The following is a 22,707-nucleotide window of genomic DNA, read 5'->3' as shown; positions in this document are numbered from 1 at the left end:
CGATGTTGCCCACCGCTCTCTATATCCACGTTCCCTGGTGCATACGTAAATGCCCCTATTGCGACTTTAACTCACATAAAAGCCCGGAAACCCTGCCGGAGCTGCAATACATTGACGCCTTGCTTGCTGATATGCGCGCCGATCTCGAGGTCTTCCCTGCACGCGAAATCAGCAGCGTATTTATTGGTGGAGGCACTCCCAGCCTGCTCTCGGCTGAGGCTTATGAGCGTTTGTTTATCGAATTAAAAAATCTGCTGCCCTTTGCTCCCAATATTGAAATAACCATGGAAGCAAACCCAGGCACGGTAGAGCAGCAACGCTTTGCCGACTACCGGCAGCTTGGCATTAACCGCCTGTCGCTGGGCATCCAGAGCTTTAATCCGGCGCATTTAAAAACGCTGGGGCGCATCCATGATGACAGGCAGGCACACAAAGCGATTGAGGCGGCCCGCCTGGCGGGTTTTGATAACCTTAATCTCGACATCATGCACGGTCTACCGGGGCAGACGCTGGCAGAAGGTCTGAAGGATTTGAGTCAGGCCCTGGCACATCAACCCGAACACCTGTCCTGGTATCAGCTGACCCTGGAACCTAACACCGTTTTTTACAAGCAACAGCCCGCTTTACCCAGCGACGATGACTGCGATGAGCTGGAGCAGGCCGGTTTTAAACACCTGCAGGAAAATGGCTTTGAACGATATGAAATTTCTGCCTTCTGCAAACCAGGGCGCGCAGCGCAGCATAATCTGAATTACTGGCTGTTTGGTGACTATTACGGCATTGGCGCTGGAGCGCATGGCAAACTGAGTGTGTTGGAACAGGGCAGGCTGCAGGTCTGGCGAACGAGAAAACAACGTCAGCCGAAGGACTATCTGCAGGCTGACAAGGCGTTTCTGGCCGAAAGCAGCGTGGTCGATGCCGATTCACTGCTGTTTGAATTCATGCTCAACGTCACGCGACTGCAGCAGCCCATCGACAGGCAACTATTCACAGAAAGAACGGGTCTGGCTTTTGACAGACTGGAAAGCAGACTGAATCTGGCGATGGCAAAAGGGCTAATCATCCCTGGAGACAGAACCTGGCAAATCAGCGACCAGGGTCGTCGATTTACCAACGATCTCCAGGGGCTGTTTTTACCCGATTAACTCTTCCACATCGATCTTTTGCAGATAATCGTGGTAGGACAAAACGCGCTCCTGATTGATTTCGAAGAGCGCCGGCTCGCTGACGTGAGCATAAACATAATCGTCACTCTCCGGTACCGGGAAAGCCGGAACGAGACGTGACGCAATATTTTTCCAGGTCAGCGGGGTATCATCTGCCTGCCAGAAGCAGGGAATTTTTTCACCATCAGCCAGCTGCGCCAGCGTTGCCTCATCCGCACCGTGCGCTTGCCCCATGCTGTGAAACAGACGCTGCTCCAGTGCGTTTTTCACCACCAGAAAACTGACTCTGGCATCATCATCCAGCAAAATCAGGCTACCGGATTTATCGGCCTGATAAAACTCAACAATCCCCTTATCCTGGCAAAAACGGCGGAAAAAACTCACAAAGGCCTTGTCTTTGTAACAGGCTGGCGTGTCGAGTGACAGGCTTCGTTCAATTGTTTGCGACATATCCTGAAAATACTGCCACTGCAGCTCGTAGATGCTGCGTGTGATTAATTCTGCGGCATGAGGATCGCTTTTATGAATGTAGCGATGAATCAAGCCTTCATTGAACGCTTCAATGGCCAGTTTTTCATCCGCCTTACCGGTCAGCAGTATTTTCCGGATGTGGCTGTTATTGATACGGCGACAGAATTCCAGACCATCCATGCCCGGCATGGCGTAATCGACCACCACAACCGATACGTCAGCGAAACGCTGGGGATTGTAGAGGTCGGCATGCAAAGCCAGCAAAGCCGGATTGCCTTGACCCGACTGTTTATATTCCTTGTATTCCCAAAGGCAGCGCTGGCTGATGAGCTGACGCTCTCCCTGAGTATTTTCAATGTGCTCCATGGCATCAAAAGGGGAGTCATAAATTCGATAGGCAAGGGACTCATCCAGTTGCAGCACAAAATTAAGCAGAAAATCGCGGCTGTCGTCGACAAATAAGGCCGTGCCTGGAAAATAACATACCGGAATTGAGAATGATTGCATAACTCCTCCTGAGCAAGCGTTCCTGAACAGCACTCGTCTCACAAACTTCTTTGTGAAGAGTATCTCGAATACAAGGTATCACTATATGCATAAAATATCGAGCAATACGCGGGTATGTTTATAAAAATCCTCCTCTGTACTGGACAAAAACTCCGGGCTGTCATTCCCGCGCAGGCGGGAAACTATCCTGAAGCTGGCCACGAGCCCGATTTGACCATAGCTCCCCGCCTGCACGGGGAGGACGGGGTAACTCCAGATGAAATCGCCCTGAAAAATCGTTGCAGCTAAACCGACATTAATATTCCCTTAATCATTTGTCGTTATAATGCATGGAATTTTTCGGTCTTGAGAGGATGTTGATGGACAATCCAGATGTGATTTTTATTGGTGCCGGTCCGGTTGGATTATACACCGCAATTCAAGCCAGACTGCATAACCCGGCTCTCCAGATCAAAATGTTTGAACGCAGCGATAGCTACACGCGCAGCCATATGCTGAAAATTAATCGGCGGTCTTACCGGGGAGCGCATCAAGACGAGCGCCTGCAGAGCATATTGCAGACCCTGCATGGTTCTGTGCGTACCACTGAGATTGAAGCACGGTTTCGTGAACTGGCCATCCAGCTGGGTATCGATATTGAATATGGAAAAAAAATCGATGATGTAAAACAGCTGGCCCACGACTACCCCACTGCCAAAACCATTGTTGGCTCGGACGGAGCCAGGAGCGGTGTGCGCCAACAGGTGTTTAATGACCGTAAATCCGTTGATAAGACAATGCAGACGATTATTGAAGTCAAATACGATGTTACCGGTGACGCACCCAGGCTTACTAATTACCAGTACCTCGAAGGCCTCACCCAGATACCGCACTTTGTCACTGAAAACATAGGCCGGAACAGAGACGGCAAGACACCGGTATCCTTGTTTTTCTTTGCTGACAGGCAAACCGGTGACGAAATCCGCGAACTGGGCACCCCACGTGCTCCCGCTGGTCTGCCTCATATCAAAGCCGGTAGCAGGCGAATGACCAGCCTGGCCAACAGCATCCACCCCTGGCTTGCGCTCCGCGCGTCCTATGGTGAAAAAAGAGTGTCTGGAAGTGAAAAAATTGCGGCGGTTGATCTCAATGTCTATAAGAGTGAGCACTTTACTCATCTCGATAATGGCGTTCGCTACGTGCTGATTGGCGATGCGGCGATGGGCGTTCCTTACTTTCGTGCATTAAACGCGGGATTGACTGGTGGGAACATGGCCGCCCGTTTGATTGCAGACCAGGGCGTCGGTAATCAACACAACAATGCTGATTTTGAACAGGAAATGAATAATCTTGCCCGTCAGGAAATGCAGGGCGCTTTCTGGAAAAATCAAGCAGTCAAAGTCGGTCGCTTCTCTCGATTCTTTGTCGGAAACTCGTCCAGAGCCTCAAGTGCAGCCACCATGCCTACCAAACAGATAGAGGCCATGCAACAGGCGCGTGTAACACCGATCTCTTTTTATCGTCGCCATTCGCGCAAATTTTTAGCCCTGGCCATTTTTGCCGGTGTCAGCGCCATTCTGATTGGGACGGGTGGCCTGGGAGCGCTCAGCATCATCGGTGCGATTGCAGCAGGTGGTTTAACGGCTCTCGCAGCCGTTGTGGCTTACAAGACCGTTACCAGCATTATTCGATATTCACGAAACATAAAAAACAGACTGGCTCAAGAGCCGATAGCAGAGCCATTCGATCCTGGCTCCGATTTATCTGCGGGTGAAGAGGAAAAACTTACCGCATCAGGTCAGACTGGTTATGGGACACTTCGGGATTTTGACTCCGACGACACGAGCGATGATGAACCGGACATTTTCCCCGCGTTACCGGGCACACCATCTTTATCCTGGCAACGACGCCCATCGGTCAGCTCAACAGTTCAGGACCAAAGTCAGTCTCCCACTCCCTAAAGCCATGCGCAGGGTGGACATAGAAGCGATGTGTTCACCCCGCCTCTGGCCTCTGTCCTGCCCCCTTTTTCATTCGACCTGACTAAAATAATCTAATATCATCGACTTACTTCCTAACAACCCCCGCATTGCGTCAGGAGTATCATGATTGTTATTTTCGTCCATGGATGGAGTGTTACTCATACGGATACCTATGGCGATCTTCCGCAGTGGCTTGAGCGTCAGGGCATGGACGGCAGATTGGATATTCAGGTGGGTAATATCTACCTGGCGCGTTACATCAGCTTTGTGGATAGCGTAACCGTTGATGACATTGCCCGCGCCTTTGATCAGGCCGTTCGGGATGAACTCGGTAAAACACTGCGCGATGGCCAACGCTTTGCCTGCATCACCCATTCGACGGGTGGGCCTGTTGTTCGTAAGTGGATGGATTTGTATTTCAGGAACAGGCTGGCAGAATGTCCCTTAAGCCATCTGATTATGCTGGCTCCGGCCAACCACGGCTCTGCCCTTGCTCAGCTTGGAAAATCGCGCCTGAGCCGCATTAAGAGTTTTTTTGAAGGCGTGGAACCCGGTCAACAGGTGCTGGACTGGCTTGAGCTCGGCAGCGATTTGAGCTGGGAGCTGAATGAGAGCTGGCTTGATTACGATGGTACTGCACACGGTGTTTATACCTTTGTACTGACCGGACAGAAACCTGATCGCCAGCTTTATGATGCGCTGAACTCCTACACAGGAGAAGCCGGCTCAGATGGCGTGGTCCGCGTAGCCGCTGCCAATATGAACTACAGCCTGCTGAGCCTGCATCAGACCGGCACCAACGGCGACAGTCTGGTTGTCGCCAACATGAAACGCACGAAACCTACCGCCTTTGGTGTTCTGCCAGACTGCGCTCATTCAGGTAAAAAACTGGGTATTCTTCGCAGTATTACGATGAGCAATGCCGCCAGTCATCCTGTGGCAACCTGGGTTTTGCGCTGCCTGCAGGTCAAAAACGGCGATGCCTATCGCCGTCTGACAAAAGAACTGGAACAGCTGACTCAGGACACACAGAAAAATGAACGGATAGAGGCTGCAAAAATCCTGTTCCATAAGCGTGAGTTTATCACCAACCGTTATGCCATGATTGTTTTCAGGCTGATTGACGACCGGGGTAATCATCTGACGGATTACGACCTGTATCTGACAGCTGGCCCCAGGTTCAGCGACAAGGCGCTGCCACAGGGGTTCTTTGTCGATCGCCAGAGAAATCTCAGCAACCGGGGAAAACTGACTTATTTTCTTGACTATGATGTGATGGAGGCGGGCATTAATACGCCGCAAATGCAGGGCAGGCTGGGTTTTCGTATCAAAGCGTACCCGGAGGAAAGCAGCCAGGCCCTGGCCTGGTACAGGTCGCTCGATTTTCATTCCTCACTCGCAGACGTTAACAGAATTCTTCATCCGAATGAAACCGTCATGGTTGAAATCAGAATGCAGCGACGAGTAGACAGAACCGTCGCGCGCATCAGCAACAGCCTGGTGCCAGCCAGAATCAGCGCGAAACCGATGGGTAAAAAAGCGGAATGACGGCTCAGAATAATTCCCGGATTACGGCTTTGCCTAATCCGGGAATCACCCCACTTCCGGGAAAGTCAACATAAACTGCGTATACCGCCCTTCCTCTGCTTCGCAGTAAATATCGCCGCCAAAGCGATGCATAACCATTTTACAAAAAGACAATCCAAGCCCCGTTCCCATAAACGTGGTGGTGTAAAAATGATTAAAGAGCCTGGCCACCTGCTTCTCAGACATACCCAGAGCCGTATCCCTGAAATAAAGAATATTACCGCGCTCGCCACTGGCCACCCAAATGGAAATCTCCCCTTTTTGAGCCGCATCAATGGCATATAAGGCGTTTTTTAACAGGTTAAACAAAATGTGCTGCATCAACAGTTTTGAACCCGTAAAGCTGAAATCCCCCTGCCAGGACACCAGATTTTTCTGCTGCTGTGATTTGAATGGGTAGCGCGCCATGGTTTCTGTCAGGCAGTCCGCCATGGAGCAGGTTTCCAGATGGCAGTTTTTCAGTGCATTATCGTGCCCGGCCTTAATCAGCAGCATATCGATAATGGTATTCGCGTAATCGCTCTCATTAATAATGCGCTGGTTGATTTCGCCGACCTGTCGCATCCGGGATTCGCGCAGGGGATGCTCTATCAGCCCCTGATCTCTGGCCATCAGCCAGGCACTTAGAAGCTGAGGGGTATGCTGCGCCATGGCCTGCGCCCCGCTTTTTATCCCCAGCAAAGGCGTTCGCAGTTCATGAGCAATCATGCCGGCCGCAGCGGCCATGCCCGCCAGACGCTGCTGTTGCAGCAGGGTTGTCTTACGATTCAGGGCGGTGGCGGCGATCACCACCAGACTGATAATAATCAGCATTTCCACATGCTCTTCGCCAAAGTAAATAAAGGTTGAGCTGGCGTAATGAACGACAAACGCGAGCAACCAGCCAGGGATGAGAAAAATCAGGAGCCCAGGCAAATCCATCAGCAATAGCATCAACAGAAACACGCTGCACAGCAGAGACAGAGCAGAAATCACACTGGCCTGACTCATCAGGAAAAAAAAGGCGAAGAAGAAAGAGAGACAGAACATCAGCGATACAAACCAATACCAAGGCAGATACGGCTTGAGACGGGCTGGCCAGTAGGGAACCAGAAGAAGACCCAGACCAGACAGACACCCAGCCATGCTCAAGGGAAGCGACTCCCAGGTCTGGGGGTAGCATTCCGTCCATAAATACCAGGACAGGGGGAAGCCGATAAAAAAGATAAAACCAACTTCCTGAGCATGATGCTCGGCATTAGCCAGACTGCGCTGTAAGGCCTGTAGAATAAACTGAATACATGTTGACAGTGCCTGTCTCATGAGCGGACAAATCCTTGATCGGCTTAGACTCAAGGATTGTTCGGATTGGGCCGGCTTGTCAAGAGAGCCGGCCACAATGACAAAGCCCGTACGTCATTACGCATCAGCTCATTCTCTCGCCCTGCGGGCAGCCTTTACCCAAAGGCATTAATTCCGGTAATGTGTCGTCCGAGCACCAGGGTATGTACGTTGTCGGTACCTTCGTAGGTAAACACCGATTCCAGATTGAGCATGTGACGAATCACATGATATTCCAGGCTGATGCCATTTCCACCCAGCAGATTCCGGCAGCTGCGCGCGATCTGTAAGGCTTCACGGCAGGCGTTGCCCTTGGCCAGAGAAATCATCGTGGGTGTTTCCCGCCCGGCTTCTTTCAGGCGGCCAATCTGCAGGTTGAGGCATTGAGCCTTGATAATTTCCGTATACATCGAGGCCAGATCCTTTTGAATCAGCTGAAACGATGCCAGTGGTTTACTGAACTGCCTGCGTTCGAGCAGATACTCTCTTGTAATATCAAAGCAGGCCATGGCTGCCCCCATAGCCCCCCAGGCGATGCCGTAACGTGCCTGACCAAGGCAGCTCAGAGCAGCGCCAAGACCTTTATCACTGCCGGGCAGCAGGTTTTCATCCGGGACGAAGACGTTATCAAACACCAGCTCTCCGGTAATCGAAGCGCGCAGCGACATTTTCTGTTTGATTTCCGGCGAGGAGAATCCTTCAAAACTGCGCTCAACGATAAAGCCACGAATACCCTGTTCAGTGCTTGCCCAGACAATCGCAAGGTCAGCTATGGGCGCGTTGGTAATCCACATTTTGGCGCCATTCAGGCGCCAGCCACCAGGCACTTTTTTGGCGTGTGTACGCATACTGGCCGGGTCAGAACCAGAGTCAGGCTCAGTCAGGCCAAAGCAGCCAATCAACTCGCCGCGGGCCATGGCCGGCAGGTAACGTTTGCGCTGCTCTTCATTACCATAACGAAATATAGGGTACATGCACAGCGAACTCTGCACGGAAACAAAGCTGCGCAGGCCACTGTCACCCCGTTCCAGCTCCTGGCACACAAGACCATAAGCCACATAAGATGCCTCTGCTCCACCGTATTCAGCCGGCAGGGTCAGACCCAGCAGTCCCAGCTCGGCCGACTGCCTGATCAACTGCCGGGGAAAATCAGCGTGTTCAAACGACTCCGCCATCAAAGGGGTAACATCGTGCGAGACAAAACGCGCCACACTGTCACGAATCATCCGCTCATCGTCATGCAATTGTTCATCAAGAAACAGCAAGTCGTCCACAATCCTTCTCCTTTTTAACGGAATGTAATGCCAATACGGCCGCGACGATGCTGTCGCGGCTCGGTAACAGATACTGCCAGGCCGTGCCTAATGGAATAAAGCAATCTTCCCCGGTCAGGCGTTTTACCTTCAGATCGGGCGATGCTTTTTCCATAAGCAGAGTCATCAGGCCCTCGCTCAGAGATGCGCTTTTTCGCCCTTCGTCCACAATCAATACCCGCTTCGCCGTTGCGACTTCCCGCAATATTGCCTCTTCGGGCAAGGGACTTAACCAGCGCAAATCAACCACTCGACAATCCATCGCATGACTGTTTTTCAACACCTGCGCCGCCTGGCGGGACAGGTAATAACCGTTAGCATAGCTCAGGATCACCGTTTCAGCATCCGCAGGACCAGACACGCCCACCTCACCGACCTCGATCCGCGCCTCGGGTGCCGGGTAATCAAACAGCCAGGCATTATCACCCGGCTCGTGTAAATCCTTGGTCATATATAGGGCGATAGGCTCAAGAAACACCACCACCCGACCCTGCTCAGCCGCCAGCCTGACGCAGGTACGCAGCATTTGCGCGGCGTCCGGCCCGTTGGATGGGCAGGCTACCAGAACACCCGGTAAATCGCGCAGCACAGCAATGGAATTGTCGTTATGAAAGTGCCCGCCAAATCCTTTTTGATAGGCCAGAGCCGCAATACGAATGACCATGGGGTTTTGATATTGGCCGTTGGAAAAGAACGACAGCGTCGATGCTTCGCCACGCAGCTGATCCTCGGCATTGTGCAGATACGCCAGAAACTGTATTTCAGGGACGGGGATAAACCCATTGTGCGCCATACCAATGGCAGTGCCCAGAATAGTGGTTTCATCAAGGATAGTATCGAACACGCGGCGTTGGCCAAAACGTGACTGCAGATCGGCGGTGACCCGATATACGCCACCCTTCCGGCCGACATCTTCACCAAAAATCAGCATATTGGGATGCTGCAGCATCAGATCGGTCAGAGCAAAATTAATATGCTGGCATAAATTACGTTTCATGGACAACTGGTTCATCATCGAACCAAAGGCTTTTGCCCGCTGCGCCGCTGTTACCGCCGGATAAACTGCTTGTTTTGTTGGCCTGGGCAGCAGAGAGGACATAATTTCAGCGGCGCTGCCGAGCCTTGGCAGATTGATCACATCCAGCGCCTTCGCCTCTATGAGCGCGCGATTGTTCCGATAAAGATCCAGCATGGCCTCCGGGCTCATCCAACCGGCTTCGTACAACATGCGGGCCGAATGCAGCAGTGGATCATCCGCTTCGGTCTGCTCAATCTGCGCCTGGCTCAGGTATTGCGATTCAATATCCGAACCGGCGTGTCCCAGCAGACGGACGCAGCGCATGTGCAGAAAGACCGGCTGCTTTTTCACGCGGGCCAGATACTCTGCCTGCCTGGCTTTGAGCATCACATCAGCCATATTCAGGCCATCGCAGCTCAGGTAATGCAGACCTGGCCGGGATTTGATGGATTGCTCTATCCAGCCAGTCGGAGTGGGTACGGAGATGCCGATGCGATTGTCTTCACAGATCCAGATCAAGGGCAGGGGATACCCCTGACTGGCCAGCCAGGAACAGGCGTTGAACGACGTCTGCGCTGACGCATGATTAGCAGACGCATCCCCAAATGAGCACAAAATCACTGAATCAGAAGCCAGCCGGCTGTGAATGGCCAGCTCTCTGGCACGGGTTATCGACACAGCCGCTCCCAGAGCCTTGGGCAAGTGCGAGGCAATGGTGGAGGTTTGCGGCGGTATGGTCAGAGGCAGGCTGCCGAATACCTTATGACGACCGCCGGCGATAGGATCGGCGGCTGCGGCAACCAGCGACAGCAGCACATCACGCACGCCGTCAAGGCCAGCCAGCTGTTTCGAACGCTGTACGAAAAAAGCTCCGCTGCGGTAGTGCAGAAAAGCCATGTCACTGTGGCGAAACACCTGGCCAAACACAGTATTTCCTTCATGACCGCTGCTGCCAATAGTGTAGTAAGACAGGCTTTTTTCTTTCAGTTCACGGGCAATCAAGTCCAGCAGACGGGATTTAATCTGTGAATCAAACAAGTCAATAGCTGTTTTTTTATCCATCACCTCAGCAAGTGACGGACCTTCGGATTTGGCTTCTGGAAATCTGGCCTCCCTGATCCGGCGGAGGTATTGCTCATCCACCACACTGGCTCTGTCTAACATCGTTCTGTCCCTTTTTCAGAATCCCTGATTGCAGAGCAAGGATGTTAGCATAAGAAATATAGCCATTCTATCCGGGGTGGTAAATTATCAGCATTCCGTTATACTCCGCCGAAAAATTGTCTTTTTTTTGACTGGAGCAAACACAGCCATGATAATCGACACCCCGGAACTCGCCCAAAAACTGTATCGCGCCTTACTTCTCGATGCCGAGAAGCAGATCTGGCTTAAAGACTCACTCATCAAGCTGGAAGACGGAAGTGAGTTCATGTTACCCGTTCAGGTGTTTAAACGCGAACGCCAACCAGGAAAGGAGGGAGTCCGGTTTGAATTTATCAATCATGAACAGCGAATGGGCGAGGGGGAATTCGGGCGTAATTTTCTGATTGCCGGGACACTGCAGGCGGATCAGTTTAAGTCAGCGGGACGCCTGGACAAACACGGACAGAGCAAAGAGCGGCTTGTCAAAATTCAAGTCCATGATGCCAGGTATCCCCCCGCTCTGGCCTCCAGCGAATACAGACAGGCGCGCAAATCGAATCACTTACACATCAAGCGCCCTGTCTTTCATCGTACTGACCCGAGGCAGGCTTTAAGCTATACCGTGATGCGGCGCATGCCAGGGTGTGAGCTGTTGCGCGTTATTTCAGATGATATCCGGCTGCCGGAAAAAAAACTGTCCCTTAAACAACGTTTTGAACTAAGCATCGCGCTGCTGCAGGCATTAAAAACGCAAGTGCATGATCATGGTATTATCCATCGGGATATCAAACTGGAAAACATATTCGTCAACATGGACGCAGATCCCATCAGTGTCAGTATCCTTGACTATGGTCTCGCTGTAAATGCTGCAAACCCTGGCTTCTCCCCGGCAGGAAATATGTTTTTTGCAGCGCCCGAACAGTTTCGCAGTCGGCCTGAGACATTCACACAGTCGCTGGATGTCTATGCCATGGCACGCATTGTTGCCTTGATTTTCCGGGTGAGTAAGCACAGTTACCGGGAATATAAACCGAGGCGCAGTATCGATGATATGTTAGGCGGCCTGTTCTATGGAATTGACGACATCAGCGATGTCCAGAAAACAGGTATCCGTAAGCTGCTGGAGCTCGGCCTGCAGGCGAATCCAGGGCGGCGCCTGTCGCTGGAATCCTTCCTCGCCGAATTACAAAAGCTGAGTACTCCTCAGGCGGAACCCGCCCCCTCCGAGGCCAGCACGTCTTCGTCAGGCGGATTTATGCCTGCCCTGGCAAGTCTGCTGTCATTTTTTTCTACTGCTCCGGAACCAGCACTCGCTCCTAAACCACCTGCGATGGAGGGACCCGCTCAGTCATTGCGAACAGAGTGAAGCACGCCTGGCACAGGCTGCTGAATTAACCTACAATTTAATCAATACAAAAAAAACAGGGTGCGCTATGAAATGGATAACACTGCTTTCGATTTTACTCGGCCTCTCCGCCTGTTCGCATCTGGAAACCGAGCTGACGGAAAACCCGCAGGTTGTTGCAGCCCCCATGCACAACAGTACAGCGCCCTTCTCAAATCAAATGCCTTATGATGTCACTGATACCATGATCAACCATTATTAGAGCGTCGAATGATTTAAAAAAACACATGCACTTCCAATGAAGTGCCACATTGAACCAACATCCATCACAACGACGTAGGTTGGGCCTTGGCCCAACATGGTATTGGCATCCAGCTAATTGTTGGGCCAAGGCCCAACCTACAGCTGCTACCCAGGGCGGAATGAGGATAGAGCTCTAGCTTACCGCTTCACGGATAGTCCATACCCGTTTGGAAGACGAAGGCAGCGATGGCACATCCACCCATAAAACCAGAGGTGCTGTCGATGACTCAGGGCGGGTGCTGGATGACAGAGCCACGGAAAACGGGTATTTTTTTCTCAGTGTCTGCAAAGCCGACAGCACAGTAGACGCCTGCTCCTGATTATCGTTTAACACCAGCTCACGGGAACGATAAATGACTGTCACATTCTGACCGCTCAACGCCTGTTTGACAGCAGCCTCCAGACGTCGCCATTTGGCCTGTCTGCCACGCTGCTGCTCAGCCTGCGTAGGATTAAGCTGGAACTTGACGCGAGAATGAGGCGCAAAGACCTTGGCCCAGGTATTATTGCCTGGCTTTTGCTGCAGGAAATAAGCACACAGGGCATCTACCAGATAGCGATAGCGGCCAGAAACAGACAGCTTGGTGCCTGGCAGATTATTAATATAAATGGAAAAAGCCAGCGTGTGCGCATTAGCGGTGTATAAATAACCGGACAGACTGACCACACCGGTCATGGTGCCGGTTTTGGCACGGACCAGATCCTGTTGATCCGGTTTTTTAAATCGACGCTGCAAGGTGCCATCGCGCCCGGACACCGGCAGAGCGGCAATATATTCATATGCAAGAGGAAAACGATCGTAGAGAAAACGAAGCAGGCTGGTTGTCTGGCTGGGAGTCAGTAAATCGTAACGCGACAGACCAGAACCGTCTGTCAGTACGGCCTTTTGCAGATCAATACCGGTCTGTTGCTGCAGGAATTTTTTGATAATGCCCTGGGCTTCTGCCCAGTTAACCGGAGCACCATTCAGCTTATCAGCCGCATGCAGAAACAGGCTGTCAGCGTAAAGATTATCGGAGGGCTTCAGCGTATCGGCCATCAGCTGGGCTACAGGCTTTGACGTGTCCGAAGCCAGCAGCATGGTGCCAGCAGGCGCCTTGCCCAGTAACACCTTGCCATCCAGCACAATCGCCAGTCGGTTTAACTGCTGATTCACCAGACCCTGGGCATAAAGCAGCGGATTACGAATTGCCAGTTTCTGCTGAACAGCCCATTGTCCTGTATTGACGCAGCCACGTACGCTTAATTTGTTCTGATCATCCAGGGCAAAATCGACACCGCAGCGCGCGCCTTTTTCTTTGGTAGTGACCTGATTGTTTACTTCAATGCTGTTACTGTCATCGTCGACTTCGACAATAGCCTGTTCTCCAGCCTTCTCGGCTGGATTAACCGTAACATCCATCCGGTTGGCATCAATCATCAGTGGCGCCAGCGGCGCACCGTAACTGTACGCCAGATCCTGAGTCATCCAGCCCGGTGCATAGGGATTCACCGAGGCGTGGCTGCTGTCGATCACCACGTTGCCTTCAATACGGTTGATGTTCCAGGATTTCAGGGAAGCCAGAAGGTTGGCCAGACGCTCACGGCTGAAGGAAGGGTCACCTGGCAAATGCAGGTAGAGAGAGCCTTTCAACACGCCGTCTTTCAGCTGGGCAGAACTGATGCTTAGCTGGTTATTAAAGCGATAATCAGGCCCCAGAACCATCAGGGCTGCGGCGTCAGAAAACAGCTTCATGTTACTGGCCGGGATAAACGTACGCGACTGATTGCGATGAAACAGCACGGTTCCCGTGGTCAGGTCCACCACTTCGATGCCAATATTAATACCCGGATCGACCTGATTGATTAATTTATCGGCCCCGCTTTGAATAGTAGCCTGAGCCAGTCCCAGACCCACAGACCACAACAACACGCTCGATACGATCCGTTTCATGAAGGTGATTTCCTTGAGAAATAGAGTTCAATCATAACGCAAGCCCATGCGCTCAAGAAGCCCTGCCAGGGTATCATTGTCGAAAAATTTCATTTGCAGCCAGCCACCCTGCCCTTTTTCGCTGATAATCTGCACGGGCGCGCCGATTTGTTCGGACAGAATGGTCTGCAGGCGCTCAACATCACGATTGCTTTCGCGCGTATTGTCGCCCGTCTTAACCGCGCGGACTTTGTTTTCCAGCGCACGCACAGACCAATCGTTTGCAACAACCTGGTGCGCCAGATCCATTTGGACGGTCTGTGCCAGACCAACCAGCAGACGCGCATGCCCCAGGCTTAAAGCGCCTTCGCAGATTTTATCCTGCACCGCCGGACACAGCGTTAACAGGCGTAATATGTTAGCCACATGACTGCGGGACTTGCCAACCAGGCTGGCAATTTCATCCTGCTGAAAATGAAATTCATCGCAAAGCTGACGGTAGCCTCGCGCCTCTTCAATAAGATTTAACTCCTGGCGCTGAATGTTTTCCACCAGGGTCAGCGTGGCGGCCTGTTCGTCGCTGTAATCGCCAGTCAGGCAGGGAACCTCATGCAGACCAGCCAGCATGGCAGCCCGCCAGCGTCGCTCCCCGGCAATGATTTCATAGCGCTCAGGCGCGATGCTTCGGACAATTAAAGGTTCGATCAGTCCCTGGTTTCTGATGGACTCAGCCAGCTCATTGAGTGCTGTCTGATCAAAATGGATTCTGGGCTGGTAGCGGCCACGCTGCAGGCAATCGATGGGCAACAGCCTGTACTGGCTGGTCATGATGGTTTCGACTCGCGTTTCCGCAGTACGCTGTAGAAAAAGCCGTCGCAATCAGCCTGTCCTGGCAAAATCTGCCAGCCATGCCCGGTAAACTGCCCCCAGGCGTGATCAGCGCTGACCAGTTCACAGTCGGTGTGGTTACGCATAAAATGCGCGATTTGATCGTCGTTTTCTCTGGGCATAATCGAACAGGTCGCATATACCATCAAACCACCAACCTGAAGCAGAGGCCATAATTGCTTCAACAGGTCAGCCTGCAGGGTGGCAATACTGCTGATATCTTCCTCGCTGCGTAATAATTTGATGTCTGGATGCCGGCGGATAACTCCGGTTGCGGAACAGGGCGCATCCAGCAGGATGCGATCATAAGGCCGGCCATCCCACCAGCTTTTCGTCTGCAGAGCATCGGCCTGCAGCACGTGAGCCTGTAGATCAAGACGGGCCAGATTCTCGCGCACACGCTGCAGGCGCTGTTCATCCACGTCCAGAGCCACGCATTCGGCCAGGCTGCTTTCATGCTCCAGAATATGGCAGGTCTTACCACCCGGTGCGCAACAGGCGTCCAGCACCCGCTGGCCTGGCTGCAAATCGAGCAGCGTCACCGCCAGCTGGGCGGCCTGATCCTGAACAGAAACGTCGCCATCTGCAAAACCGGGTAAATCCTTTACGTCACAGGGAACGGCGAGGGTAATGCCATCCGGCGAATGGGCATGGGCCTCGGCGTCGATACCCGCTGCGCGCAAAACAGCCAGGTATTCATCCCGGCTCTGATGCCTGCGGTTCACCCTCAGGCTCATGGGGGGGTGCTGATCGTTGCCCTGCAGAATCATACTCCAGTGCTCTGGCCAGTCGGCCTTCACCCGGCTGATAAACCAGTCAGGGTGACCGTAGACAAAATCAGGCTGTTGTTCCAGGGCGCTGATGATAGCCTGACGCTCCCGGCAGAAACGCCGCAATACAGCATTGACAAGACCCTTTGCCCAGCTTTTTTTGATTTTGTCTACCAGGGCGACGGTTTCCTGCACCGTAGCGTATTCAGGTTTGTCCATAAAATGCAGCTGGTACAAACCCATTAACAACAGCAGCCAGAGATCCAGGGTCTGCGGTCGTCTGTCGACCAGGTGATCGGCCAGAGCCTGCAATCGATAATAATGGCGGCACACACCAAAACAGAGCAACCGGCTAAACGGAGTCAGCTCCTGCTCCGCCTGCAACAGGTGCGTCAGCGGTTTTTTGTCCTGCACAACCCTGATCATCAGGCGCAGGGCCTGCAAACGCTCGTTTTTACTCATTGCAAAACCATATCAGGGTGCAGGTTATCCCGACGGGCATTGAGCCAGTCGGCGACCGACAGAACCTTGCCGCCAGGAAACTGTATACGCTGTACGCGCAGCGCCTGATCTCCTGCGGCCACCAGCAGCCCCTGTTTATCGATAGCGAGCACCGTACCAGGCTGAGCATGGTGTTTTGCCGCTTCGATCCGCGCTTCGTGAATACGCAGCACCTCATCACCGGCATGAGTGTACGCAATCGGCCAGGGGTTAAAGGCACGAATCAGGCGATCGATCGCAGCAGCCGGAAGAGACCAGTCAATCTGCGCCTGTTCTTTGGTGATTTTGCCGGCATAGGTGGCCAGTGTTGAATCCTGTGGCTGGGGTTTTGCGCAACCATTAGCCAGATCATCCAGTGTCTGCAGCAATGGCCCGGCAGAGATGGCAGCCAGTCTGTCATGCAGGGTTCCTGCGGTTTCATGCGGATCCAGTGTGCAGGAAACCTCACACAGGCTGTCGCCGGTGTCCATGCCCGCGTCCATCTGCATGATGGTCACACCGGAACGTTCATCCCCGTGCAGCAACACATGCTGAATGGGTGATGCGCCACGCCAGCGCGGCAGCAGAGACGCATGTACGTTGACACAGCCAAGCTTTGGAACAGCCAGTACCCTTCTGGGTAAAATCAGGCCGTAGGCTATGACTACCATGACATCGGCCTGCAGGGCACGTAAAGTTTCAACGCTGTCGTCGTCTTTGAAATTGACGGGTTGATAAACAGGCAGATCGTGAGCCACCGCCCATGCTTTGACAGCAGAGGCCTGCAGCCTGCGGCCACGCCCGGCCGGTCTGTCCGGTTGTGTATAGACCGCCACCACCTCGTGCCGGGACGAGACCAGTGCCTCAAGGCAGGGCAAGCCAAATTCCGGCGTACCGGCGAAAACGATGCGTAAGGCGCTCATGCTTTGTTCTGACGTTTGAATTTATCCAGCTTTCTGCGTGCCATGGCACGTTTCAGGGGCGAGAGCAAATCAACAAACAACCTGCCATTCAGGTGATCGATTTCATGCTGAAAACACTCGGCAAGCAGGCCTTCACCCGTGATATCAAAAGAATTACCCTGTCTGTCAAGCGCACGAACCGTTACCTTACTGGCACGGACAACCGTATCGTAAGCGCCTGGCACGGACAGACAGCCTTCCTGAAATTCAGCACTGCCTTCAGAATGGATAATTTCAGGGTTGATCAGCACCAGCTGCTGTGATTTATCGCCGCTGACATCTATCACCGACAGGCGTTTATTCACGCCAATCTGCGGAGCGGCCAGACCAACGCCATGGGCGTCGTACATGGTTTCAAACATGTCATCAATCAACTGCTGCAGGGCATCGTCGAAGGTTACAACCGGCCTGGAGACCAGTCTGAGACGGGGATCGGGCAGGTAAAGAATTTTTCTGAGGGCCATAAGAATCTGTATCAAAACATATAATGCGTGGTATTATCCTCGATACGTTGTGCTGCTGCAAGCGTCTGGCTCAATCGGCCTGAATTAACATTTTTAAGCGTTTACAGCCACCTGTTTATGGCGAGGCTATTGTAACAAGGACAGAACAATGCGATGCCTGATGATTATTATCCTGATTCTCATATCCTTCATCAGCCAGGCACTGTCTCTGCGAGACGATCTACCCAAACGCTACATCGTGCAGCCGGGCGACACCTTATGGGAAATCGCCAGTAAATACCTTGATAATCCCTGGGAATGGAAAATTCTCTGGCACGCCAATCCCAGAATACACAACCCCAACCGCCTGTATGCCGGCGATGTGATTGAGCTGAGATATTACCAGCGCAAACCCTATCTGCACGTGTTGTCCAATGGCACCATCAAGCTCTCCCCTTTTGTACGGCCATCGCCCATAGGTAATGCCATTCCTGCCATTCCGCTGATGGATATCAAGCCCTTTTTAAATGCCTCGCTGATTATGGACCAGGATCGCCTGCTCAACGCTCCCTACGTTGTCGCCTACAAGCGAGAGCGCATGCTGGGTGGCCAGGGAGACGAACTTTACGTGAAAAAGCTGCATCCCAGTAAAACCATGCCCAAAGGGGCGACCATCGCCTATGCAGTCTATCGTCCAGGCCCTCCCTATACGGATCCCTTTACCGGGGAGTTACTCGGTTATAAAGCCAGCATCATCGGTTACGCCGAGCTGATGGCTGGCGGCGAGCCCGCTACCATTCTGCTGACTGAGATCACCGAGGGGGTAAAAATCCGGGATCGGGTGATGTTAAACGATTACCCCGAGTTTGATCTGTATTTTGAGCCCTCTGCCCCGCTTTACCCGGTCGAAGGTCGAATCATCGAACTGCCTCCTGCCTATACCCGGGGTGCTGTCGGGCTGGTTGCCGTCATTAATAAAGGGCAGAATGCAGGTCTTGAAGCCGGTAATGTTCTGGCCATCTATTCCCCGCGCCGCGTGGTTCAGGATCCCATGAGACTGGATAAGTCCATCACCCTGCCGCGAGAACGTGCGGGCGACATGCTGATCTTTCGTACTTTTTCCAAAACAAGCCTTGGACTGGTGGTTCGCTCCAACCAGGCCGTGCATTTAAGGGACATTGTTACCAACCCATGAAAAATAAAGTTTATTTTCTGGCTCTGAACCGTATCAACGGCGTAGGGCCGCGCGCTGTGATGAAATTACTGAAACGATGGCCAGAACTAAAGGAAATGTTCGACCTGTCGAAGCAGGCTCTCGAAGAGGCAGGCCTGCCTGCCCGTCTCGCCGCCGCAATCAAGGCTTTCGATATGAACGAGGTAGAAAAGGATCTGCTCTGGGAGCAGCAGGAAGACCATCACCTGTTAACCTGGGAAGACGCTCATTATCCCGCCCTGCTGAAGGAAATCCACGATCCGCCCACGGTTCTGTACGCCGCCGGTAATCTGGCCTGCCTGCAAAAGACCCGGATTGCCATGGTCGGAACTCGCAAGCCTTCGGTCAGCGGTCAGGAAACCGCACGGTATTTTGCCAGAGAACTCGCCTCACATCAGCTCTGCGTTGTGAGCGGCCTTGCTCTGGGTATCGATTCCGAAGCGCATGCCGGCTGCCTTGCCGCCCAGGGCAGCACCATAGCCGTAATGGGAACCGGAATCGACCAGATATACCCACGCCGAAATCAGCGGCTGGCAGAAAAAATTCGTGAAAACGGGTTGCTTTTAACCGAGTTTTCACTAAAAACCAGTGCAAACGCTGGACATTTTCCACGCAGAAACCGTATAATAAGTGGTCTTTCATTGGCCACTTTGGTTGTTGAAGCTGCAATTAAAAGTGGTTCTCTGATTACCGCCCGCCTGGCGCTCGAGCAGAATCGTGACGTTCTGGCCATACCCGGCTCGATCCACAATCCTCTGTCGCGCGGCTGTCATCATCTGCTGCAGCAGGGAGCGAGGCTGGTCACATCAATCCAGGATATTTTTGATGAACTGGGGATAGACAAGACGCAAAACATCACGCAACATGCGCGTCCATCCCTTGCCACGGATAGCAAAAACCTTGTAAAGTGCGTTGGATTTGATGTGTCCAGCGTAGATCAGATTATCCAGCGCAGTGGTTTGAGCGTTGAAGACGTATCCTGTGAGCTGGCTGAGCTGGAATTACAGGGATTCATTAAAGCAGTTCCCGGTGGTTATACGCGTAGTGTGCCCCTCGAGAGCAGTATATAAGGTGGTCTTTATGAATGACAATTTATTTGAAATGCTGATGGATTTTTTTGAAAAAAGCCTGTCGCAGATTTCGGAAGGCAAAACCGGAAATACTGATGCCGAGGCAGAAAACGATGCATCCGGCGACGCTGCCGATGATCATTCGTCGCTGACGGTTCGACCCGCTCATGCCGAGTCCATCCGGGTTTTTACCCGCGAAGAGCAGTTCAAATTCACGAAGGCAAGCTATCAGTTCATCAGCCGCATGCTGCTCTGGGGAGTTATTGCCAGCGAAAACATGGAATTGATTATTGATCAGCTGCTGTTTTCGGAATCGCGCTTTGTAACGCTTGAAGAAACCAAATGGACGATTCGCAACGTCCTGGCAGAACAACTGGACGCTAATCAGCAGGCGTTCCTGGACTTGGTATTATATCAACAAGAAGACAGACTGCCGCTGCATTGACAGTTAATGGCAAACCACAGGAAAGGGTCAATTTTTTATGAGCAAAAATCTGCTAATCGTGGAATCACCCGCGAAAGCCAAAACGATTCAGAAGTATCTGGGCAGCGATTACGACGTGCTGGCCTCCTACGGGCATGTCCGCGATTTACCGGCAAGAAAGGGCTCGGTCAACCCAGATAAGGATTTTGCCATGACGTACAGCGCGATTGAAAAAAACGCCCGTCATATTGAATCGATAGCAAAAGCCCTGAAAAATGCTAAAGCCCTGCTTCTCGCAACCGACCCTGATCGCGAAGGAGAAGCCATTTCCTGGCACATTTACGAACTGATGAAAGAGCGCAATCTGCTCAAAGACAAACCGGTGCATCGAATTTTTTTCAACGAGATCACCAAATCCGCTATTCAAGAGGCCATCAACCACCCGCGAACCATCTCCATGGATCTGGTGAACGCGCAACAGGCAAGACGTGCCCTGGATTATCTGGTTGGTTTTAACCTGTCGCCGCTGCTGTGGAAAAAAATCCGCCGCGGCCTGTCGGCTGGCCGTGTACAAAGCCCTGCCCTGCGCCTGATTTGTGAACGGGAAGACGAAATTGAACGTTTTATTGCCCAGGAATACTGGCGTATTATCGCTGATTGCCGACATGAAAAAACAAGCTTTGCGCCCAGACTGACGCATTATCAAAATGAAAAGCTGCAACAGTTTACGGTCAACAATGCCGAACAGGCTCACAGCATACGTGAGGAGCTGATAAGACAGGCCAACGGCTTTCTGCTTGTTGAAAATATTGAGAAGAAGCAACGCAAACGCAAACCAGCAGCCCCTTTTATTACCTCAACCGTGCAACAGGAAGCCGCCCGAAAACTGGGTTTCACCGCACGAAAAACCATGATGGTAGCGCAGCAGCTGTATGAAGGTATCGATATTGGTACCGGAACTGTGGGCTTAATTACCTATATGCGTACGGACTCGGTCAGTCTGGCTGGCGAAGCGATTGACGAGATACGCGAATTTATAGTTGAGCGTTATGGCCGGGACAATTGCCCGGACACCCCGCGCGCTTACAAAACCAAATCCAAGAATGCCCAGGAGGCACATGAAGCCATTCGCCCGACGTCCATCAAGCGCACGCCGGAAATGGTTCAGTCATCTCTGACTTCTGACCAGTTCAAACTGTACAGTCTGATCTGGAAGCGCAGCATCGCCAGCCAGATGGCAGACGCACTGATCGACACCGTTGCCATCGATCTGAGCTGCGGAGCCGGCAATATGTTTCGCGCCAATGGTTCTACCATCGCGTTTCCCGGCTTTCTCTCGGTCTACGAGGAAGGCCTGGACGATTCAGCCGACGATGATCAGAATTCCGTCATGTTGCCGGGTCTGAGCGTTGGCGAAAAAGTCAGCGTGACCGATATTGCGGCTAACCAGCATTTTACCGAGCCGCCACCGCGTTACTCAGAGGCCTCGCTGGTTAAGGCGCTGGAAGAGTACGAAATTGGTCGTCCCTCCACCTACGCGGCGATCATCCATACCCTGCAGCAGCGTGAATACGTCACCGTGGAAAACAAGCGCTTTATTCCAACGGATGTAGGTCGTATCGTTAATCGTTTTCTCACCAGCCATTTTACGCGCTACGTAGATTACAAATTTACTGCTCAGCTCGAAGACACACTGGATGCCATTTCACGTGGAGAAAAGGAATGGATCCCTGTTCTTGGTGAGTTCTGGAAACCCTTTGTGCAACAGATTCACGATATTGATGAAAGTGTTCAGCGTAAGGATGTGACCACCGAAATTCTCGAAGACAAATGCCCTAAGTGCGAAAAACCTCTGTCTATTCGACTTGGCAAGCGCGGGCGATTTATTGGCTGTACCGGTTATCCGGAGTGTGATTTTACCCAGGATTTGAATGCGCAGGACGGTGAAAAATCGGAGCCGGATGTGGTCGAAGGCCGGGTCTGTCCGGACTGTTCCGGAGCACTGCACATCAAGGCTGGCCGCTATGGGCGTTTTATTGGATGCAGCAATTACCCTGACTGCAAACATATTGAACCTATCGAAAAACCAGCAGATACTGGCGTAACCTGCCCCAAATGCAGCAAAGGCAATATTCTGCAGCGTAAGTCACGCAAGGGTAAAATCTTTTATTCCTGCGCCAATTATCCTAAATGCGATTACGCCCTGTGGAACGAACCCATAAACAAACCCTGCCCACAGTGCTCCTGGCCTATCCTGACTGTCAAGGAAACCAAGCGCAGTGGAAAACAGATCCTGTGCCCCAAAGAAGGTTGCGGGTACGTAGCCAGCGACGAGTAATAACCAAATGCTCCCTTCTCCCTGGATGAGGGAGTAGCCCGGTGAGAAAGTGGAATATCAGAGCTACGATCTG

At 52.4% G+C, this 22,707-nt stretch carries 18 protein-coding genes; 9 read left to right on the top strand and 9 right to left on the bottom strand.

From position 1 onward, the window contains the following. Positions 1-2 precede the first annotated feature (2 nt). Positions 3-1,145: a radical SAM family heme chaperone HemW gene (gene hemW, locus ACQUTA_RS08330; protein ID WP_444987779.1), complete on the top strand. Its 1,143-nt coding sequence runs from the start codon at positions 3-5 to the stop codon at positions 1,143-1,145. On the opposite strand, the gene ACQUTA_RS08325 is transcribed toward hemW, so the two are convergent. Next, positions 1,134-2,144 carry a response regulator gene (locus ACQUTA_RS08325; RefSeq protein WP_444987778.1) on the bottom strand — a complete coding sequence of 337 codons (1,011 nt, stop codon included), beginning with the start codon at positions 2,142-2,144 and terminating at the stop codon, positions 1,134-1,136. The genes hemW and ACQUTA_RS08325 overlap by 12 nt on opposite strands. Before the next feature lie 359 nt (positions 2,145-2,503). On the opposite strand from ACQUTA_RS08325, the gene ACQUTA_RS08320 reads away from it, so the two are divergent. Together ACQUTA_RS08320 and plaB are read left to right on the top strand one after the other, a co-directional pair. Continuing rightward, a complete protein-coding gene (locus ACQUTA_RS08320) occupies positions 2,504-4,084 on the top strand; it encodes an FAD-dependent oxidoreductase (RefSeq protein WP_444987777.1) in 1,581 nt (526 codons plus the stop codon). A 144-nt stretch (positions 4,085-4,228) separates the two neighbouring features. After that, positions 4,229-5,653, top strand: coding sequence for a phospholipase PlaB (plaB, locus tag ACQUTA_RS08315; protein WP_444987776.1), 1,425 nt, complete (start codon positions 4,229-4,231; stop codon positions 5,651-5,653). A 45-nt stretch (positions 5,654-5,698) separates the two neighbouring features. Here plaB and ACQUTA_RS08310 read toward each other — a convergent pair whose 3' ends face one another. The 3 genes from ACQUTA_RS08310 to ACQUTA_RS08300 form a co-directional block, all read right to left on the bottom strand. Then, positions 5,699-6,994, bottom strand: a complete 1,296-nt coding sequence (locus ACQUTA_RS08310; RefSeq protein ID WP_444987775.1) for a sensor histidine kinase — start codon at positions 6,992-6,994, stop codon at positions 5,699-5,701. A 134-nt stretch (positions 6,995-7,128) separates the two neighbouring features. Continuing rightward, positions 7,129-8,286, bottom strand: a complete 1,158-nt coding sequence (locus tag ACQUTA_RS08305) for an acyl-CoA dehydrogenase family protein (RefSeq protein ID WP_444987774.1) — start codon at positions 8,284-8,286, stop codon at positions 7,129-7,131. Beyond that, the gene (locus tag ACQUTA_RS08300; RefSeq protein ID WP_444987773.1) at positions 8,264-10,507 is read right to left on the bottom strand and encodes a thiamine pyrophosphate-dependent enzyme; all 2,244 of its coding nucleotides are present in this window, start codon (positions 10,505-10,507) and stop codon (positions 8,264-8,266) included. The genes ACQUTA_RS08305 and ACQUTA_RS08300 overlap by 23 nt, the downstream gene beginning before the upstream one ends. Positions 10,508-10,655: 148 nt before the next feature. Between ACQUTA_RS08300 and ACQUTA_RS08295 the strand changes: the two genes are divergently transcribed. Continuing rightward, entirely contained in the window at positions 10,656-11,852 is a 1,197-nt protein-coding gene (locus ACQUTA_RS08295) for a protein kinase domain-containing protein (protein WP_444987772.1), read from the top strand. Between the two features lie 67 nt (positions 11,853-11,919). Beyond that, entirely contained in the window at positions 11,920-12,093 is a 174-nt protein-coding gene (locus ACQUTA_RS08290; protein WP_444987771.1) for a hypothetical protein, read from the top strand. Between the two features lie 174 nt (positions 12,094-12,267). On the opposite strand, the gene dacB is transcribed toward ACQUTA_RS08290, so the two are convergent. Genes dacB through def form a run of 5 tightly spaced genes read right to left on the bottom strand, consistent with a single transcriptional unit; the run spans position 12,268 to position 17,610 of the window. Next, positions 12,268-14,067 carry a D-alanyl-D-alanine carboxypeptidase/D-alanyl-D-alanine endopeptidase gene (gene dacB / locus ACQUTA_RS08285; RefSeq protein ID WP_444987770.1) on the bottom strand — a complete coding sequence of 600 codons (1,800 nt, stop codon included), beginning with the start codon at positions 14,065-14,067 and terminating at the stop codon, positions 12,268-12,270. 27 nt (positions 14,068-14,094) lie between these two features. Next, entirely contained in the window at positions 14,095-14,874 is a 780-nt protein-coding gene (locus ACQUTA_RS08280; protein WP_444987769.1) for a ParB/RepB/Spo0J family partition protein, read from the bottom strand. Continuing rightward, on the bottom strand, positions 14,871-16,166 hold the full coding sequence (rsmB, locus tag ACQUTA_RS08275) for a 16S rRNA (cytosine(967)-C(5))-methyltransferase RsmB (RefSeq protein ID WP_444987768.1): 1,296 nt from the start codon (positions 16,164-16,166) through the stop codon (positions 14,871-14,873). The genes ACQUTA_RS08280 and rsmB overlap by 4 nt, the downstream gene beginning before the upstream one ends. Next, complete coding sequence (fmt, locus tag ACQUTA_RS08270) at positions 16,163-17,107, bottom strand: methionyl-tRNA formyltransferase (RefSeq protein ID WP_444987767.1); 945 nt, start codon at positions 17,105-17,107, stop codon at positions 16,163-16,165. Before fmt ends, rsmB begins: the two co-directional genes overlap by 4 nt. Further along, positions 17,104-17,610, bottom strand: a complete 507-nt coding sequence (gene def / locus ACQUTA_RS08265) for a peptide deformylase (protein ID WP_444987766.1) — start codon at positions 17,608-17,610, stop codon at positions 17,104-17,106. The genes fmt and def overlap by 4 nt, the downstream gene beginning before the upstream one ends. A gap of 148 nt (positions 17,611-17,758) precedes the next feature. Here def and ACQUTA_RS08260 point away from each other — a divergent pair, with 148 nt between their 5' ends. The 4 genes from ACQUTA_RS08260 to topA are packed head-to-tail and all read left to right on the top strand — an operon-like array spanning position 17,759 to position 22,634. Then, on the top strand, positions 17,759-18,784 hold the full coding sequence (locus ACQUTA_RS08260; RefSeq protein ID WP_444987765.1) for a LysM peptidoglycan-binding domain-containing protein: 1,026 nt from the start codon (positions 17,759-17,761) through the stop codon (positions 18,782-18,784). After that, positions 18,781-19,872: a DNA-processing protein DprA gene (dprA, locus tag ACQUTA_RS08255; RefSeq protein ID WP_444987764.1), complete on the top strand. Its 1,092-nt coding sequence runs from the start codon at positions 18,781-18,783 to the stop codon at positions 19,870-19,872. The genes ACQUTA_RS08260 and dprA overlap by 4 nt, the downstream gene beginning before the upstream one ends. Before the next feature lie 10 nt (positions 19,873-19,882). Continuing rightward, complete coding sequence (locus ACQUTA_RS08250) at positions 19,883-20,317, top strand: DUF494 family protein (RefSeq protein ID WP_444987763.1); 435 nt, start codon at positions 19,883-19,885, stop codon at positions 20,315-20,317. Between the two features lie 37 nt (positions 20,318-20,354). Then, positions 20,355-22,634, top strand: coding sequence for a type I DNA topoisomerase (topA, locus tag ACQUTA_RS08245; RefSeq protein WP_444987762.1), 2,280 nt, complete (start codon positions 20,355-20,357; stop codon positions 22,632-22,634). Positions 22,635-22,707: the final 73 nt, after the last annotated feature.

The organism is Legionella navarrensis (genome assembly GCF_052527415.1).
Note: the sequence above shows the minus strand (reverse complement) of the source record. Positions and strands in the feature narration are given on the sequence as shown.